The sequence below is a fragment of the Pseudomonas sp. GW821-FHT07G06 genome (assembly GCF_058986625.1).
In genome coordinates, this window is record NZ_JBYSVW010000004.1 from 303,898 (window position 1) to 320,601 (window position 16,704).

A 16,704-nucleotide genomic window follows, 5' to 3' on the forward strand; every position below is an offset into this window, starting at 1 on the left:
GCGATCACCCAAAGCCTAGGCTGTGTTGCATGAAACACCCCTGGAATTTTGGAGGCGAGCATGTTTTCACGACGGCAATTTCTTCTGGCGGGCGGCGGGTTGGGCGTTGCAGCCCTGGCGATCGGCCTGTTGCCGAAGTTTTCCACAGGCTCGGCCTTGATCAGTGAGGCCAGCGCAGCCGAGGCGTTCGAAGTGACCCACAGCGACAGCGAATGGCACGCGATCCTCAGCGACGAACAGTACGACATCCTGCGCGAGGAGGGCACCGAACGGGCCTACAGCAGCCCGCTGAACAACGAGCACCGCGACGGTACTTTCGCCTGTGCCGGTTGCGACCTGCCGCTGTTTTCCTCGGCCACCAAGTTCGACAGCCGCACCGGTTGGCCGAGCTTCTGGGCACCGCTGGACAAGGCCGTGGCGACCCGTCAGGACCGTGCGTTCGGCATGGTCCGCGAAGAGGTGCACTGCCGGCGCTGTGGCGGGCATCTGGGCCATGTCTTCGATGACGGCCCGAAGCCCACCGGCCTGCGCTACTGCATGAACGGCCTGGCGATGAAATTCGTGCCGAAGACGGTGTGATTCCCTTCCACTCACTTTTTGCAGGTAAACGCCATGTGGCTGCTGGTCCTCGCTTATCTCGGTGGTGTGCTGACGATTGTCAGCCCGTGCATTCTGCCGGTGTTGCCGTTTGTCTTCGCCCGCACCGGCCAACCCTTCGTCAAAAGTGGATTGCCGCTGCTGGTCGGGATGGCGCTGACCTTCGCGCTGGTTGCCACATTGGCCGCGGTGGGCGGTGGCTGGGTGGTGCAGCTCAATCAGTACGGGCGCTGGCTGGCGCTGGTGTTCGTTGCTTTGTTCGGTCTCACGTTGCTGCTGCCGCAGTTGGCTGAACGCCTGACCCGGCCGCTGGTGGCAGCGGGCAGTCGATTGTCGGAAGCGGCGGGCGCCGATGCGCGGCCACGTCCCGGTGCCTCGTTCCTGATAGGCGTCGCCACCGGCCTGCTGTGGGCACCTTGCGCCGGGCCGATCCTGGGCCTGCTGCTGACCGGTGCGGCGTTGCAAGGCGCGAGCATCCAGACCACCTTTTTGCTGTTGGCTTATGCCGCGGGGGCTGCCACTTCCCTCGCGCTGGCGTTGCTGTTGGGCGGCAAGGTTTTCACGGCGATGAAACGCTCGATCGGCGCGGGCGAATGGCTCCGTCGCGGCCTGGGCGCGGCGATGCTGGCCGGCGTGGCGGCGATTGCCCTGGGGCTGGACACGGGGATTCTGGCGCGGTTTTCCACGGCGTCTACCGGCGGTATCGAGCAAGCGTTGGTGGAGAAACTTTCCGGAAAGTTACCGAGTAACAGCGGGGCGATGATGGCGCAGAACTCGACTACCGGGGGCGCGGTGCAAGTGGCCGAGAAATCCCCGGGCACCTTGTCGGTTGAGGGCAACCTGCCGCCACTGGAGGGCGCCGTGCAATGGCTCAACTCGCCACCCCTCGATGCCCAGGCCTTGAAAGGCAAGGTGGTGCTGGTGGATTTCTGGACCTACTCCTGCATCAACTGCCTGCGCTCGCTGCCCTATGTGAAAGCCTGGGCCGAGAAGTATCGCGATCAGGGCCTGGTGGTGATCGGCGTGCATGCGCCGGAATTTGCCTTCGAGCGTGACGTCAACAACGTCACCAAAGCCATGAAGGACCTGGGCATCCACTACCCGGTGGCCATCGATAACGAGTTCAAGATCTGGCGCGCCTTCAACAACGAGTACTGGCCGGCACATTACTTTGCCGACGCCCAGGGCCGTATTCGATATCACCACTTCGGCGAAGGCGCCTACGCCGAGTCGGAGCGGGTCATCCAGCAACTGCTGCGTGAGGCGGGCGGCAAGGTGTCGGACGGGCTGATCGAGGCCAAGGCCGATGGCGTGCAAATGGCGCCGGACAGCAGCGAAGTGCAGTCGCCGGAAACCTATGTCGGCTACCAGCGTGCCGAGCATTTCGTGCCGCAAACCGCGCTGGTACCGGACAAGGTCGCCACCTACAACCCGCCTGCACAACTGGCGCTCAACGACTGGAGCCTGGGCGGTCAGTGGCATGTCGGCTCTGAGCGAGCCACCGCCAGCACAACGGACAGCCGCATCGTCTACCGCTTCCACGCCCGTGACTTGCATCTGGTGCTGGGCCCCGGCGTCGATGGCAAGCCGGTGCGCTTCAAGGTGCTGATCGATGGCAGGGCACCGGGTGACGACCACGGTATGGACGTGGCCCCCGATGGCAGCGGCACCGTGACCGAGCAGCGTTTGTATCAACTGGTGCGCCAGAGCGGTGGTGTGCAAGACCGGACCTTCAGCATCGAGTTTCTTGATCCGGGCGCATCGGCCTACGCCTTTACCTTCGGCTGATTGCCCTTGTTTTTTTCAGGAGTCCATTTCATGAAAACCCTGTTCACCTGGCGCCGTACATTGTTGGGGCTGGCCGCTGCCGGCATCATCAGCCAATGCTCGGCCTTCTCCTTTGGTGGTGCCGAAGAAGCGGTGGTCATTCCACCGCCGGCCCTCGACGAAACCACCCAGGCCCGCAGCGAAACCGCCGTGTTCGCCGGCGGCTGCTTCTGGGGTGTCCAAGGGGTGTTCCAGCATGTCAAAGGCGTGAAAAACGCCGTCTCCGGTTACGCGGGCGGGGCGGCCGATACCGCACGATACGAGCGCGTCAGCGACGGCAATACCGGCCATGCGGAGTCGGTCGAAGTCACTTTCGATCCCGCTCAGGTCAGCTACGGCACCTTGCTGCAAATCTACTTCTCGGTGGCGCACAACCCGACCGAGCTCAATCGCCAGGGACCGGACACCGGTACCCAGTATCGTTCGGCGATCTTTACCAGGAGCAGCGAACAGCAACGAGTCGCCCAGGCCTACATTGCCCAGCTCGACGCTGCCAAGTCGTTCAACAAACCAATCGTGACCCGGCTGGAAAGCTACAACGGCTTCTACCCGGCGGAGGAGGAACATCAGGACTTTCTCACTGAACATCCGACCTATCCCTACATCGTCATCAACGATCTACCGAAAGTGGCGCAGCTCAAGCAGCTGTACCCGGATCGCTATCAGGAGCAACCGGTGCTGGTGAAGGCGGGGAGGTAAGGGGTTATCCCGAGATCACGTTCTTGCCGGCGATTTTCGAGCGGTACAGCGCCTGATCGGCCCGTGCCATCAGGCCAGTCTGCTGTTCTTCCTCAAAGCGCTGGACCACGCCGAAACTCATGGTCACCTGAAAGTCTCCCACGGGCAGCAAGTCCGCAAGGCCGTGGCGGATCTTCTCGGCGAGGGTCCGGGCTTCGGCCAACGGGGTGTTGGGCAGCGTCATGATGAACTCGTCGCCGCCCCAACGGGCCAGCAGGTCGCCCTCGCGCACGAAGCGTTTGACGTTCTCGACCACATGCACCAGCGCGGCATCGCCCAAGGCATGGCCGTAGTGATCGTTGATGGTCTTGAAGTCGTCGATGTCCATGGCGATCAAGGACAGGGGTTCACGAAAGCGCTGGGCGCGGTCGCAGGCCTGGGGCAGGACCTGTTCGAGTCGATAGCGATTGGCAACGGCGGTCAGCGCATCGGTTTGCGCCAGCTTGCGGTTTTCTTCGAGCTGCAGCTGCAATTGGTGATTGACCCGTGACAACTCCTGAGTGCGTTCTTCGATCAACGCCTCCAGGGAGTGATTGCGTCGTTCGAGCGCCTCGAACAGTTGGCGCTTGTCTTCAATGCTGCGGTGCGCGCCAATCATCCGTGCTACCGAACCATCGGCATTGCGCGCCAGGATGTGGCCGCGGTCTTCTATCCACAAGTAGCTGCCGTCCTGCATGCGGCAGCGATATTCGGCCTGATAACCGCAGGCACGCTGGCTCAGGTAGTCGTCAAACAGGGCCATGACGCGTGGGTAGTCATCGGGATGGATGACGTTTTCCCAAGTCAGCACGTTGTTGTCCAGAGAGTGAGGCGTATAGCCGAGCATCTCGTACCAGCGCGCCGTGCGGTAGACGAAACCGGTGTTGGCGTTCCAGTCCCAAATGCCGTCGCTGACCAGCTCGAGAATGGTGTGCAGCATGCCGTCGCTCATGTCTTCGACATTGAACTTCAACGGTTCGATATTCGATGCTTCGCCCATCTGAGCTCTCCTTGCCAGTGACTCGCCTGTCAGCAGATTAGTGCATGGCCTGTTCGGCCGACTAGTGCTTGCCCCACATCTGTACGGCGAATTCGACGAAGCGTCGCAGTTTCGGCAAACGGTGGCGATCCTGGGCATAGACCAGGTGCATCGGCCGGCTGGGCGGGCAGTAATCGGGCATCAAGGCCAACAGTTTTCCGTCCTTGAGGTCCTGCTCGACCAGTGCGTCGGGCATCATCACGATGCCCATGCCGGTCCGCGCCGCCTGATGCAAACCGGCGGAACTGTTGATCAGCATCGGCCCGCCGACCCCCACGCTGACTTCGCCCTCGGGCCCGGCCAGGCGCCATTCCTTTTGCACCGATTGCCAGTCATCCCCGGCCGGATAGGCAAAGGACAGGCAGTCGTGGTGTCGCAGGTCTTCAGGCGTTTGCGGTGTGCCGCGACGGGCCAGATAGTCCGGTGACGCGCACATGGTCAGGGTGTAGTCGATCAGCGGGCGGGCGATCAGGTTGGAGGGCTCCAGCGCGCCGAGGCGAAAGGCTACGTCCAGTCCGTTTTCCAGCAGATCCGGGCGCCGGTTGGTCAGTACCACGTCGAGTTTCACCCGCGGGTTTTGCCGGCTGAACTCACTCAGTGCCGGCGCCAGGCGTTCGGTGCCGAAGGTCAGGGGAGCGGTGATGCGCAGCGTCCCGCTCGGTTCGTCAAGGGCCTGCTCGGCCAGACGCTCGGAGTCGGCCACCAGCCCCAGCACTTCCAGGCAACGCTGGTAATACGCGACGCCGAACTCGGTCAGCCGCTGACGCCGCGTCGTGCGGTTGAGCAGGCGCACGCCCAGGCGCTGCTCCAGGGCCTTGAGGTGGTTGCCGACCATGGTCGTGGACATATCGCACTGCAAAGCGGCGGCGGTCATGCTGCCGGTCTCCACCACTTTCACGTAGACGCTCATTGCCTGGAACAAATCCATTATCAAGCTCGGCTTTAAAATGATTGAAGTTTTACAGCGTTTATCCAGCTCAGGTGGCTAACCATACTGCAAAAACACCGACCCTTGCTGGAGCTTGACGTCATGACCGCCGCCTGCCTGATGAGCACTTACCAACCCTTGGCCCTGAGTTTCAACAAGGGCCTGGGCACTCGCCTGTGGGATCAGGCCGGTCGCGAATACCTGGATGCAGTCGCCGGTGTGGCGGTGACCAATGTCGGCCACTCCCATCCGAAAATCGTCGCCGCCATCACCGAGCAGGCCGGGTTACTGCTGCACACGTCGAACCTCTACAGCATCGACTGGCAACAACGGCTGGCGCAAAAACTGACACGGCTGGCGGGCATGGACCGGGCGTTTTTCAACAACTCCGGGGCCGAAGCCAACGAAACCGCACTGAAAATCGCCCGGCTGCATGGCTGGCACAAAGGTATCGAACAACCGCTGGTGGTGGTCATGGAGAACGCGTTCCATGGCCGCACCCTCGGCACCTTATCGGCCAGCGACGGCCCGGCGGTGCGCCTGGGGTTCAATCAGTTGCCGGGAGATTTCGTCAAAGTGCCGTTCGGCGATCTCGATGCGCTGGACCAGGTGCAACAGGCTTACGGTTCGCGGATCGTGGCGGTGCTGATGGAACCGATCCAGGGCGAAGGCGGCGTGCAATTGGCGCCACCGGGCTATCTCAAGGCCGTGCGCGAGCTGTGCAACCGGCGCTCGTGGTTGTTGATGCTCGATGAAATCCAGACCGGCATCGGCCGCACCGGGCAGTGGTTTGCCTTTCAGCACGAAGACATCGTTCCGGACGTCATGACCCTGGCCAAAGGCCTGGGCAACGGCGTGCCCATCGGCGCTTGCCTGGCCCGTGGCAAGGCGGCCGAACTGTTCACGCCGGGCAGCCACGGCAGCACCTTCGGCGGTAATCCGTTTGCCTGCCGCGTTGGTTGCACCGTGCTGGATATCGTTGAGGAACAAGGGCTGCTGGAAAACGCACGGCTCCAGGGCGCGCGGCTGCTCGACAGATTGCGCACTGAGTTGGCGGGCAGCCCGAACGTCATGGCGATCCGTGGTCAGGGGCTGATGATCGGCATCGAACTCAAGCAACCGATCCGCGACCTGAGCCTGATCGCTGCGCGGGATCATGGCTTGCTGATCAACGTCACGCGGGGGAAAACCATTCGCCTGCTACCGCCGCTGACGCTTGATGGGCGGGAGGTGGAGATGATTGTCAGGGGGGTGAGTGGTGTGGTGAAAGAGAATTGAAACACCTGCGTGTGTAGGAGCTGCCGAAGGCTGCGATCTTTTTGTTTTGATCTGTGGCGGAGCTGCGACAGCAGAATCAAGATCAAAAGATCGCAGCCTTCGGCAGCTCCTACGGGGGCGTTATTTGTGTAGCGAAGTCCGCGATTTCAGCCCGATCATGCAGGTGGATCTTCGAGCCATCAAAATCTTCGAACAACCGCTGGTGCGCAGCAAATCCGCTTGATTCATCACGCTTGCGGTAGCTGCCCGCCCACTCCAGCATTGCCACCAACCGTTCGTCATCCTGTGTTTCCCGTTGGTGAATGTTGGCGATGCATTCCTCGTCATCGACACACAGCCAGATCAAGGCCGTGGCGCGGTGGAGGATTTCGCTGATGATCCAGCCGTAAACGCCTTCGATTACCCAGCGTTGCTCGTCGGCCGCGATCCGTGCCATGGCCAATGCTTCGGCGCGGGGGCGGGGGATGCTGTGTTCGTCCGACAGCCAGTGAATCCGGTCGAGATCGGTCCAGGGCTCACGCAATTGCTGGGCTAGCCGCTGCGCCAGCCAGCTCTTGCCGGAGCCGGAGTTGCCGATGATCAGGGTGCGGGTGAGGTTCATGCCGAGTTGCCTCTACCTATGTGCCTGACGAGGATCACTGTGGGAGCGAGCTTGCTCGCGATGACTGACTCAAAGCCAACATCGATGTCGACTGATACGCCGCCATCGCGAGCAAGCTCGCTCCCACAGGGGTTATACCTTTAGTACTCACCCTCCGGCGCAACCATTCGTGTCTTTGGTGAGCCATTGGCGTTGTGTTGAAAAATGTCCTGCGGCTGACCCTTTTCATTAAAGAACACCTGCCCGATCCCCGCCGAGTTCCACAGCCGCTCTCCAGCTTCGGCGTGTTCCGGGACATGCGGCACGATGCGCATGCGTCGACGTTTGGTCAGCCAGTTCAGTGGCGAGCGTGGTGAGTACAGCCAGCGGTTGAGGCGGTCGAACCATTCGAGCAGGGTGGGGGGGAATTCATTCTTGATGCCGCTGCTGGTGATCTGCCAGATGCGTGGCCCGGCCTTGCGGTGGCGGATCAGCACTTCGTAGACGAAGGAGTAGTGCACATCGCCTGACAGCACCACGTAGTTACCCGGGGTGCGCGAGTGGCGGAAAATGTTCAGGATCACTTGGGCCGCGCCGCGATGGGCCATCCAGTTTTCCGCGTCCACCAGCAGTGGATATCCGCACCAGCTGAAGACCCGCTGCACGGTTTCAATCAGTTTGACGCCAAAGATCGGCGCCGGTGAAACGATGATCGCGCTCGGGTGGTCCAGCAGTTCCTGTTGCAGTTCGCTCAGGGCTTCCCAGTCGAGCAGGCCGGAAGGCTGCTTGAGGTTCATTTCGCTGCGCCAGCGCCGGGTGCGGGTGTCGATCACGACCATGGCCGGGGTGGTCGGCAGCACGTAATGCCAGTGCTGGAATTTCAGCAGGTCATTGATCAAGTCGTCCTGGACCGCGCTATCGAGGTAGCGGTCATCGCCACTGGCGCTCAACGCGGCGGCCTTCTCCAGCACGGCAGCGAAGGCATCCGGATTATTGCCCCAGCCCTGGCACAGCATGTACGCCAGCAGTGCGTTGCCGATGATGCGCCGGGAGAACGGATGGCCGTAGGCCGTTTCCTCCCATTGGGCGGACAGGTTCCAGTCATCGGTGATGTCGTGGTCGTCGAAAATCATCAGCGTCGGCAGATGCGCCAGTGCCCGCGCGACGTTGCCAAGGCCGGCCGTGAAGGCATCGATGCGTGTCTGTTCAAGGGCGTAGCGCTTGAGCCGTTCCGGTGTCAGCGTCGGTGCCTGGGGCGCGATCAGGGTCCAGGGCACTGGGGACCAGACCAGCAAGTACATGGCCATGACTTCGGCGAAGGTCACCAGGTGATTGTCGGCACTGCTGCTGGTGAAGATCGGCTTGCGTGCGCCACCGAAGAAACGCTCGCGCAGGGTTTCATTGCTTTGCAGCGCCGGCAGCAGATCCGCTCGGTGGTAGTAACTGGCCGGATGCTCGTAGAGCCTGGCGCTGTCGCTGACCACGGCGCCTTCGAGGTGTTCGCCGAACAGGCCCAGGCGCTCGATCAAGGCGTGAATCGCCCGCAGCATCGGCCCCGCGACATCGTCGGCGTATACCTGATCACCGGTCATCATCAGCAGTGCCGGGCGGTCCTTGGCTGCATGTTCCTGCGCCAGCAACCGGTCGACGCAGAGCAAGCCGTCTGCCGCCGGGTGGTGAGGCTTGCGGCAAGAACCGTGCAGCAACTGATCGACCCGTGCGCGCAGGACGAAGTTCGGGCAAGGGGCATCGCCGTACAGCAGGTGCGGCGCCCAGTCGGCGATGCCGTGTTCTGCACCGTCGATCAGCAGGTCGTAGTCGATCGAGACGTCGCAGGGCAGGGCGCAATCGAGTGGTACGTCGATCAAGTGCACAAAGGCATGAGCCCCTGCGGCAATCACCGTGCATTGCCCGTGATCGAGGCGGATGTCTCCGACGCCCTGCAGGCGCAAGGTCAGTGCCAGCGCCCGGGACCCCACCAGCCACAACACCAGCCGCGTGGGCTCAAGGCGCCGCAGCAGCGGGCCCGCCAGGACCGGCGGCAGGGCTGGGTGATCATCGGGCAGTGGCAGTGTTTCGGACATCCGGGGTCAAGGCTCTTGGGGCATCGAGGCGGGCGATGATAGCGCAGGTGACGACGAGGCAGGCTAGAGTGAGTCTGCTGCGCCGTGTGTCGGCATTATTTCAGTGGGAGGGAGGAACACATGTACAAAATCATCCTGCCGGCATTGGCCATCTTGCTCGTCGCCCAATCCCCGGCCCATGCCATCAACGACAAGTACCGCAAACAGCTTGAGCAGTCCGGTTGCACCCAGGTCAGCGAGTTGGAGGGCTGCGATATCCACAAGAGCAAGGCCGAAAACGCCAAGGCCGGATTCGGTAGCCCGCAAACACCGGCCGTTGACGAAAAAACCACTGACCAGCCGAACGACGGCAAGGAGGGAGCGGCCCCGCCTGTCATGAAATGAAAAGCCATTGTCGCCTGATGAGAAGCGTCACAACAGGCCTCGTCCTACAGTCCAATCAGCGCAATTCGATGCAACACGCCCATATTGCAGATTGGAGAATAAGAAAAATGGCCAAAGCCGTACGCTTTTATGAAACCGGTGGTCCCGAAGTTCTACGTTACGAGGACGTCGAAGTCGGCGAACCCGGTCCAGGCCAGGTTCGTCTCCGTCATGTGGCGGTTGGCTTGAACTACGCCGACACCTATTTCCGTAATGGTACCTATCCGATTCCTATGCCTAATGGCATGGGCGTCGAGGCTTCCGGCGTGGTCCAGGCCGTTGGTGAAGGGGTCACCAACGTCGAAGTCGGTGACCGCGTCACCTACACCGGTTTTCTCAATACCCTCGGCGCCTACAGCACCGAGCGCCTGATCCCGGCCGCGCCGCTGATCAAACTGCCGGAAACCATCAGCTTCGAAACCGCCGCCGCCATGACCATGCGCGGTTTGACGTCTTCGTACCTGATGCGCCGCATCTACGACTTCAAGGCCGGCGACAGCATCCTGCTGCACGCCGCTGCCGGCGGTGTCGGCCTGATCGTTTCGCAGTGGGCCAAGTTGCTGGGCCTGAACGTGATCGGCACGGTTTCGACCGAGCAAAAGGCGGAAATCGCCCGGGCTCACGGTTGTGACCATACGATCAATTACAGCCATGAAGACGTCGCCGCTCGCGTTCGCGAACTGACCGACGGCGTGGGCGTCAACGTGGTGTTCGACAGTGTTGGCAAGAACACCTTCATGGGTTCGCTGGATTCGTTGAAACCCCGTGGCCTGATGGTCTGCGTGGGTACCGCATCCGGACCGATCCCGGCGTTCGACCCGGTGATGCTGGCGATGAAAGGTTCGCTGTACCTGACCCGTCCTGCCTTGGCCAACTACATCAGCGACCCGGCCGAAAAAGCCGCCCTGGCTGGCGAGTTGTTCGACCACGTCGGCAGCGGCCGGATCAAGATCGAGATCAACCAGCACTACGCCTTGCAGGACGCGGTGCAGGCCCATCGCGACCTTGAATCGCGCAAGACGACCGGTTCTTCGATTTTCGTCGTTTAAGGAGCGGCCAGCCATGAAAGTCGAACAATTGACCTGCAGCATTGGCGCCGAACTGATCGGCGTCAACCTGGCCGAAGCGGTGCATGACGACGGTCTGTTTGCCGAGATTCGTGCCCAGTTGCTCAAGCACCGCGTGGTGTTCCTGCGCGATCAGGACATCACCCGCGCCGAGCACGTGGCCTTCGCCCGGCGCTTTGGCGAGCTGGAAGATCATCCGGTGGCCGGCAGTGATCCGGATCATCCGGGACTGGTGCGGATCTACAAGAATCCGGACCAGCCGATGGACCGCTACGAAAACGCCTGGCATACCGACGCCACCTGGCGCGAAGCACCGCCGATGGGCTGCGTGCTGCGTTGCGTGGAATGCCCGCCAGTGGGCGGCGACACCATGTGGACCAACATGGTCCAGGCCTATGCGAACTTGCCGGAAGACGTAAAGGTCAAGATCGCCGACCTGCGTGCCCGCCACAGCATCGAAGCGAGCTTCGGTGCGGCGATGCCGATTGAAAAACGCCTGGCGCTCAAGGCGATGTACCCGGACGCCGAACACCCGGTGGTGCGCACCCATCCGGAAACCGGCGAGAAGGTGCTGTTCGTCAACGCGTTCACCACCCACTTCAGCAACTACCACACCCCTGAGCGGGTGCGCTTCGGCCAGGACGCCAACCCTGGCGCCGGCGAGTTGCTGCGCTACCTGATCAGTCAGGCGTACATCCCTGAGTATCAGGTGCGCTGGCGCTGGAAGCCGAACAGCATCGCCATCTGGGACAACCGCAGTACCCAGCATTACGCCGTCATGGATTACCCGCCCTGCCATCGCAAGATGGAACGTGCCGGGATCATCGGCGACAAGACGTTCTGATCGAACGCCACCTGCATTCGCACTCGTAAGCACGCTTACCCGGCACGACCCCGGGTGGGCGGGACAATCATAAGAACTGGCATAAGAACTGGAGTAGACCATGCAATTCTTCGACGACTCGCTGCACCCGGAAAACATGGAAAAGGTAGTCATCACCGTGGCCCCGTACGGCCCGGAGTGGATGCCGGAAGACTTCCCGGAAGACATCCCGCTGACCATGGACGAGCAAGTCCAGAAAGCGGTCGAATGCTATGAAGCCGGCGCCACGGTGCTGCACTTGCACGTGCGTGAACTGGACGGCAAGGGCTCCAAGCGCCTGTCGAAATTCAACGAGCTGATCGCCGGTGTGCGTGAAGCCGTGCCGGACATGATCATCCAGGTCGGCGGTTCGATTTCCTTCGCCCCGGAAAGCGATGGCGAAGCGGCCAAGTGGCTGTCCGACGACACCCGCCACATGCTGGCCGAGCTGACCCCCAAGCCGGATCAGGTCACCGTGGCGATCAACACCACCCAGATGAACATCATGGAGCTGCTGTATCCGGAGTACCTGGAAGGCACTTCCCTGGCCAATCCGCTGACCCAGGCCGCCTACAGCGAAATGACCGTACCGGCCGGCCCTGCCTGGGTTGCCGAGCACCTCAAGCGCCTGATGGACAACGGCATCCAGCCGCACTTCCAGTTGACCGGCATGCACGCCATGGAAACCCTCGAGCGCCTGGTGCGCAGGGGTATCTACAAGGGCCCGCTGAACCTGACCTGGATCGGCATCGGCGGCGGCTTCGACGGCCCGAACCCGTTCAACTTCTTCAACTTCATCCACCGCGCGCCGGACGGTTGCACCCTGACCTCCGAATCGCTGCTCAAGAACGTCATGCCATTCAACACCATGTCGATGGCCATGGGCATGCACCCGCGCGTGGGCAATGAAGACACTATCATTGATCACAAGGGCGATCGTTTCGGCTCGGTGGCGCAGATCCAGCAAACCGTGCGCATCGCCCACGAACTGGGCCGCGAAATCGCCACCGGCAAAGAAGCCCGCGAGATCTACCGCATCGGCGTGCAGTACGAAACCATCGAAGAAACCCTGTTGGCCAACGGCATGGCCCCCAACCGCAAGGCTGGGCAAAAAGGTGTACCGCAACGCGGTTGACCGAGGGTCGGGACGAGAGGCCGTGACCTCTCGTCCGCCTGACCGTTACACGCTTGATAACAAAAATAAAACAAAGCTCTTGAGGAGGCTGCATGGCCTTTCACCCAATAGCCGCTGACGATGACGACTCCAGCGGAGTCGGCGTTGCGCGCCAATATGCCTGGATCGTCTTTGCCTTGACGTTCGGCCTGTTGATTTCCGATTACATGTCGCGTCAGGTACTGAACGCGGTATTCCCCCTGCTCAAGACTGAGTGGGCGTTGAGCGACGGACAGCTGGGTCTGCTCAGCGGCATCGTTGCTCTGATGGTCGGCCTGCTGACATTTCCCCTGTCGTTGATGGCCGACCGCTTCGGCCGGGTCAAGAGCCTGGCGCTGATGGCGTTCCTGTGGAGCGTGGCGACCCTGGGTTGCGCGTTGGCGCAGGACTACCAGCAGATGTTCATCGCACGGTTCATGGTCGGTGTCGGCGAAGCCGCCTACGGCAGCGTGGGCATCGCGGTGGTGATTTCGGTGTTCCCCAAACACATGCGGGCCACCCTGGCCAGTGCCTTCATGGCGGGCGGGATGTTCGGTTCGGTGTTGGGCATGGCGTTGGGTGGTGCGATTGCCGCCAAGCTGGGCTGGCGCTGGTCGTTCGCCGGCATGTCGTTGTTTGGCCTGGTGCTGGCGATGCTTTATCCGCTCATCGTCAAGGAAGCGCGCATTGCGCCACAACGTGCCGCGCAGATTGCGAACAAGACGGCTGCCGCGGTCAAGCGTCCGCTGCGCACGCTGTGGTCCAGCCGTTCGGTGGTGTCGACCTACATCGCCAGCGGCTTGCAGTTGTTCGTCGGCGGCACGGTGATGGTGTGGATTCCCAGCTACCTCAATCGCTACTACGACATGCCCACCGACAAGGCCGGCGGCATGGCGGCGATCATCGTGTTGTGCAGCGGTGCGGGCATGATCCTGTGCGGCATGCTCAGCGATCGCCTGTGTCGCAACTCGCCGGAGCGCAAGGTCAGCCTGGCCATCGGTTTCTGCCTGGGCAGTTGCCTGCTGTTGTCGGCCGCGTTTGCCTTGCAGGCAGGGCCAGTGCAACTGCTGCTGATCTGCCTGGGCATGGCGATTGCCACCGGCACCACCGGCCCCGCCGGTGCGATGGTTGCCAACCTGACCCATTACTCGGTGCACGGTACGGCGTTCGCCACGCTGACTCTGGCCAACAACATGCTGGGGCTGGCACCGGGACCGTTCATCACCGGCCGGGTGTCCGACCTCATCGGTCTGCATGCCGCGTTTCAACTGGTGCCACTGGTCAGCCTCGCGGCGGCGGCGGTGTTCTTTTATGCCAAGTGTCATTACCACAAAGATATTGCCCGGCTTCAGGGTCAGAGCGTGCCTGACCCTGTCGGTGAAGCGGGTTTAGAGGTGAAGTTGTGAGTCGTCGTTTACGTATTGATGTGTTTTTCGATTTTATCTGCCCCTGGTGCCTGATCGGTAAACGCCAACTGGAGCATGCGCAGGTGCAGTTTCGCAGTCGTCACCCGGATGTGCAGATCACCACGGTGTGGCATGGCGTGCAGTTGTTGCCTCAGATACCGGTAGAGGGTGAACCCTTTGCCGATTTCTACCGCAAGCGCCTGGGCAATGCCGACGCCATGACCATGCGCCAGGCCCAGGTACAGCAGGCTGCCAGTGCGGTCGGCCTGGCCATCGACCTCAGCCGTATCGAGACGATGCCGAACACCGCCGACGCCCATCGCTTGTTCGAGCGTGTCAGCGAACTGGGCAATGCCAGTCAGCGTGAAATGCTGCTCGAACGACTGTTCGCCGCTTATTTCCTGAGACGCGAAAACCTCGGTTGCCGCGAGACCTTGCTGGCCATTGCCCGCTCCTGCGGCGTCGCTCCGGAAGGGCTGCTCGATTGCCTGAAGGGCGATGCCACACCGTTCGAAGGATCTCCCGGCGCGACCAGTGGCGTGCCGAGCTTCAAGTTCGACAACCGCATGACGGTGATCGGTGCACAACCTGCTCAGGCGCTGCTCGGGGCCATGAACGAGGCCCTCAAGGAAAGTGATCGCGAGCGGCAGCCAGCATGACCCGGCGCATTCCCGTGCCTGCCGGCAAACACCCGCAGGCCGGTGGCCGGGCGCTGTTCGAATTCGAGGACAAAAGCCTGGCGTTGTTCAACGTCGACGGGCAGCTGTTTGCCATCGACGACAGCTGCCCGCATCAGGGCGCTTCGCTCTGTGGCGGGCGCCTTGAGGGCCGGGTGATTCAATGCTGCGCCCATGGCCTGCGCTTCGATTTGCACAGCGGCTACTTGCTCAACTCCAGGCAAGTCAAAGTCACCAACTACCCGGTCGAGATCATCGACGGCCAGGCGTTTATCGTCATCGTTTCCGAGGAGGCCGCGCCATGAGCGCCATTGCTCTCACCCGCATCCACAGTCGCACGCGCGAACTGGCACCGGGGTTTATCGTCAGCCTGATCGTGGCGGCCGCCGCGTCGTTCCTGTCCGAGCACTACGGTGCGCCGGTCATGCTGTTCGCCTTGCTGCTGGGCATGGCCCTGAATTTTCTCGCCGATGACGGCCCGTGCAAGGCCGGTATCGAGTTCACCGCCCGCACGGTGCTGCGCATTGGCGTGGCGCTGCTGGGCATGCGCATCACCCTGGAGCAAATGGCCGCGCTGGGCTGGAAGCCGATAGCGCTGGTGGTGATCCTGGTGGTAGTGACCATCAGCGTGTCTGTGATTGCCGCCAAGGCCCTGGGTTTCCAGCGCCTATTCGGCATGCTCACCGGCGGCGCGACCGCCATCTGCGGCGCTTCGGCGGCCCTGGCACTGGCAGCGGCGCTGCCGAACCATCCGCAGAAAGAGCGCGCCACACTGTTCACTGTGATCGGCGTCTCGGCGCTGTCGACCCTGGCGATGATCGTCTACCCGATGATCGCCAACTGGCTGCAGTTGTCGCCGCAGGTGGCGGGCGTGTTCCTCGGCGCCACGATCCACGACGTGGCCCAGGTGGTCGGTGCCGGCTACAGCATGTCGACCGAGACCGGCGACACGGCCACGGTGGTCAAGCTGATGCGCGTTGCCATGCTGCTGCCGGTGATCGTCACCGCCGCGATGATCACCCGCATGCAAGGCGCCGATCCGACCGGCAAGCGCCCGCCGCTGTTGCCGTGGTTCGCCGTCGGCTTTCTGATCCTGGCCTGCATCAACAGCACCGGATGGATAGCGCCTGCGGTGCAAGGCACGGTCAACGAACTGTCGCGCTGGTGCCTGGTGATTTCCATCAGTGCCCTGGGCATGAAGACCCGCTTGCGTGAGCTGGCGGCGGTCGGGATCAAGCCGATCCTGCTGATGGTGGGGGAGACGGTGTTCCTCGTCGTGCTGGTGTTGTTGCTGCTGCGCTGGGGGCTCTGAACGCCTCGTCACGCACAGGTTTTATGGCAGGGCCACACGGCGTTGACTCCTCATGCCGTGGGGCTCTCGACCGGTGTCACAAACACCGGTCTTTCGCGGCGACTGTACCAGCAGTCGCCGTTTTTTTTGGGGGCTTTCACAGGTTTGGACTCGGACGCGGTCGCTTGTAGGCGCTGACCTGCCCGCGATGGTCGTCAACGATAACGCGTATGAGCTGGATAAACGCGGTCCCCTGTAGGAGCTGGCCTGCCAGCGATGGTCGTGAACGATGACGCGGGTGAACTGGATGAACGCGGTCCCCTGTAGGAGCTGGCCTGCCAGCGATGGTCGTCAACGATAACGCGTGTGACCTGGTTCAATGCGGCGCATTGGAGTCCATCGCCAGCAGGCTGGCTCCTACAGTTTCAGCGTGGGCCTGGCCCTTGTGGGAGCTGGCTTGCCAGCGATGGTCGTTAACGATAACGCGTGAGATCTGGATGAACGCGGCGTACTTGAGTCCATCGCCAGCAGGCTGGCTCCTACAGTAGTTTCAGCGTGGGCACGGTCCCTTGTGGGAGCTGGCTTGCCTGCGATGGTCGTTAACGATAACGCGGGTGAACTGGATAAACGCGGTCCCCTGTAGGAGCTGGCCTGCCAGCGATGGTCGTCAACGATAACGCGTGTGAACTGGATAAACGCGGCGCACTGGAGTCCATCGCCAGCAGGCTGGCTCCTACAGTTTCAGCGTGGGCACGGTCCCTTGTGGGAGCTGGCT

The 16,704-nt window shown here is 62.2% G+C and carries 16 protein-coding genes; 12 read left to right on the forward strand and 4 right to left on the reverse strand.

Translation table 11 applies throughout. The features are described 5' to 3' along the window. Positions 1 to 60: 60 nt before the first annotated feature. From msrB to msrA, 3 genes are read left to right on the forward strand one after another with little or no spacing between them, the layout of a single operon-like run. Positions 61 to 579 carry a peptide-methionine (R)-S-oxide reductase MsrB gene (msrB, locus tag AC3WJW_RS10450; protein WP_493725938.1) on the forward strand — a complete coding sequence of 173 codons (519 nt, stop codon included), beginning with the start codon at positions 61 to 63 and terminating at the stop codon, positions 577 to 579. Positions 580 to 612: 33 nt separating this feature from the next. Next, entirely contained in the window at positions 613 to 2,385 is a 1,773-nt protein-coding gene (locus AC3WJW_RS10455; protein WP_493725939.1) for a cytochrome c biogenesis protein DipZ, read from the forward strand. Positions 2,386 to 2,415: 30 nt separating this feature from the next. Then, positions 2,416 to 3,123, forward strand: a complete 708-nt coding sequence (msrA, locus tag AC3WJW_RS10460; RefSeq protein ID WP_493725940.1) for a peptide-methionine (S)-S-oxide reductase MsrA — start codon at positions 2,416 to 2,418, stop codon at positions 3,121 to 3,123. Positions 3,124 to 3,127: 4 nt separating this feature from the next. On the opposite strand, the gene AC3WJW_RS10465 is transcribed toward msrA, so the two are convergent. Both AC3WJW_RS10465 and AC3WJW_RS10470 read right to left on the reverse strand, forming a co-directional pair. Beyond that, positions 3,128 to 4,141 carry a sensor domain-containing diguanylate cyclase gene (locus AC3WJW_RS10465; protein ID WP_493725941.1) on the reverse strand — a complete coding sequence of 338 codons (1,014 nt, stop codon included), beginning with the start codon at positions 4,139 to 4,141 and terminating at the stop codon, positions 3,128 to 3,130. Between the two features lie 61 nt (positions 4,142 to 4,202). Next, entirely contained in the window at positions 4,203 to 5,108 is a 906-nt protein-coding gene (locus AC3WJW_RS10470) for a LysR family transcriptional regulator (RefSeq protein ID WP_493725942.1), read from the reverse strand. Between the two features lie 102 nt (positions 5,109 to 5,210). Here AC3WJW_RS10470 and AC3WJW_RS10475 point away from each other — a divergent pair, with 102 nt between their 5' ends. Further along, complete coding sequence (locus AC3WJW_RS10475) at positions 5,211 to 6,386, forward strand: aspartate aminotransferase family protein (protein WP_493725943.1); 1,176 nt, start codon at positions 5,211 to 5,213, stop codon at positions 6,384 to 6,386. A 109-nt stretch (positions 6,387 to 6,495) separates the two neighbouring features. On the opposite strand, the gene AC3WJW_RS10480 is transcribed toward AC3WJW_RS10475, so the two are convergent. Continuing rightward, on the reverse strand, positions 6,496 to 6,987 hold the full coding sequence (locus AC3WJW_RS10480; RefSeq protein WP_493725944.1) for a P-loop NTPase family protein: 492 nt from the start codon (positions 6,985 to 6,987) through the stop codon (positions 6,496 to 6,498). A 140-nt stretch (positions 6,988 to 7,127) separates the two neighbouring features. Further along, positions 7,128 to 9,050, reverse strand: a complete 1,923-nt coding sequence (locus AC3WJW_RS10485; RefSeq protein WP_493725945.1) for an alkaline phosphatase D family protein — start codon at positions 9,048 to 9,050, stop codon at positions 7,128 to 7,130. A gap of 120 nt (positions 9,051 to 9,170) precedes the next feature. Here AC3WJW_RS10485 and AC3WJW_RS10490 point away from each other — a divergent pair, with 120 nt between their 5' ends. The 8 genes from AC3WJW_RS10490 to AC3WJW_RS10525 all read left to right on the forward strand — a co-directional run bounded on the left by AC3WJW_RS10490 (position 9,171) and on the right by AC3WJW_RS10525 (position 15,950). Next, complete coding sequence (locus tag AC3WJW_RS10490) at positions 9,171 to 9,434, forward strand: hypothetical protein (RefSeq protein WP_493725946.1); 264 nt, start codon at positions 9,171 to 9,173, stop codon at positions 9,432 to 9,434. Positions 9,435 to 9,541: 107 nt separating this feature from the next. Continuing rightward, a complete protein-coding gene (locus AC3WJW_RS10495; RefSeq protein WP_015093595.1) occupies positions 9,542 to 10,522 on the forward strand; it encodes a quinone oxidoreductase family protein in 981 nt (326 codons plus the stop codon). Between the two features lie 13 nt (positions 10,523 to 10,535). Continuing rightward, positions 10,536 to 11,384 (forward strand): TauD/TfdA dioxygenase family protein, encoded by an 849-nt coding sequence (locus AC3WJW_RS10500; RefSeq protein ID WP_493725947.1) that lies wholly within the window; start codon positions 10,536 to 10,538, stop codon positions 11,382 to 11,384. A 100-nt stretch (positions 11,385 to 11,484) separates the two neighbouring features. Further along, complete coding sequence (locus AC3WJW_RS10505) at positions 11,485 to 12,537, forward strand: beta-keto acid cleavage family enzyme (RefSeq protein ID WP_007979210.1); 1,053 nt, start codon at positions 11,485 to 11,487, stop codon at positions 12,535 to 12,537. A gap of 92 nt (positions 12,538 to 12,629) precedes the next feature. Next, complete coding sequence (locus AC3WJW_RS10510) at positions 12,630 to 13,961, forward strand: MFS transporter (protein WP_493725948.1); 1,332 nt, start codon at positions 12,630 to 12,632, stop codon at positions 13,959 to 13,961. After that, the gene (locus AC3WJW_RS10515; RefSeq protein ID WP_493725949.1) at positions 13,958 to 14,620 is read left to right on the forward strand and encodes a DsbA family oxidoreductase; all 663 of its coding nucleotides are present in this window, start codon (positions 13,958 to 13,960) and stop codon (positions 14,618 to 14,620) included. The genes AC3WJW_RS10510 and AC3WJW_RS10515 overlap by 4 nt, the downstream gene beginning before the upstream one ends. Then, positions 14,617 to 14,943, forward strand: coding sequence for a Rieske (2Fe-2S) protein (locus tag AC3WJW_RS10520; protein WP_015093598.1), 327 nt, complete (start codon positions 14,617 to 14,619; stop codon positions 14,941 to 14,943). The genes AC3WJW_RS10515 and AC3WJW_RS10520 overlap by 4 nt, the downstream gene beginning before the upstream one ends. Beyond that, positions 14,940 to 15,950 carry a YeiH family protein gene (locus AC3WJW_RS10525; protein WP_007979219.1) on the forward strand — a complete coding sequence of 337 codons (1,011 nt, stop codon included), beginning with the start codon at positions 14,940 to 14,942 and terminating at the stop codon, positions 15,948 to 15,950. The genes AC3WJW_RS10520 and AC3WJW_RS10525 overlap by 4 nt, the downstream gene beginning before the upstream one ends. Positions 15,951 to 16,704 lie beyond the last annotated feature (754 nt).

Coding starts and splice junctions, on each gene's coding strand:
- msrB (WP_493725938.1), top strand. CDS start 61: ATGTTTTCACGACGGCAATTTCTTCTGGCGGGCGGCGGGTTGGGCGTT.
- AC3WJW_RS10455 (WP_493725939.1), top strand. CDS start 613: ATGTGGCTGCTGGTCCTCGCTTATCTCGGTGGTGTGCTGACGATTGTC.
- msrA (WP_493725940.1), top strand. CDS start 2,416: ATGAAAACCCTGTTCACCTGGCGCCGTACATTGTTGGGGCTGGCCGCT.
- AC3WJW_RS10465 (WP_493725941.1), bottom strand. CDS start 4,141: ATGGGCGAAGCATCGAATATCGAACCGTTGAAGTTCAATGTCGAAGAC.
- AC3WJW_RS10470 (WP_493725942.1), bottom strand. CDS start 5,108: ATGGATTTGTTCCAGGCAATGAGCGTCTACGTGAAAGTGGTGGAGACC.
- AC3WJW_RS10475 (WP_493725943.1), top strand. CDS start 5,211: ATGACCGCCGCCTGCCTGATGAGCACTTACCAACCCTTGGCCCTGAGT.
- AC3WJW_RS10480 (WP_493725944.1), bottom strand. CDS start 6,987: ATGAACCTCACCCGCACCCTGATCATCGGCAACTCCGGCTCCGGCAAG.
- AC3WJW_RS10485 (WP_493725945.1), bottom strand. CDS start 9,050: ATGTCCGAAACACTGCCACTGCCCGATGATCACCCAGCCCTGCCGCCG.
- AC3WJW_RS10490 (WP_493725946.1), top strand. CDS start 9,171: ATGTACAAAATCATCCTGCCGGCATTGGCCATCTTGCTCGTCGCCCAA.
- AC3WJW_RS10495 (WP_015093595.1), top strand. CDS start 9,542: ATGGCCAAAGCCGTACGCTTTTATGAAACCGGTGGTCCCGAAGTTCTA.
- AC3WJW_RS10500 (WP_493725947.1), top strand. CDS start 10,536: ATGAAAGTCGAACAATTGACCTGCAGCATTGGCGCCGAACTGATCGGC.
- AC3WJW_RS10505 (WP_007979210.1), top strand. CDS start 11,485: ATGCAATTCTTCGACGACTCGCTGCACCCGGAAAACATGGAAAAGGTA.
- AC3WJW_RS10510 (WP_493725948.1), top strand. CDS start 12,630: ATGGCCTTTCACCCAATAGCCGCTGACGATGACGACTCCAGCGGAGTC.
- AC3WJW_RS10520 (WP_015093598.1), top strand. CDS start 14,617: ATGACCCGGCGCATTCCCGTGCCTGCCGGCAAACACCCGCAGGCCGGT.
- AC3WJW_RS10525 (WP_007979219.1), top strand. CDS start 14,940: ATGAGCGCCATTGCTCTCACCCGCATCCACAGTCGCACGCGCGAACTG.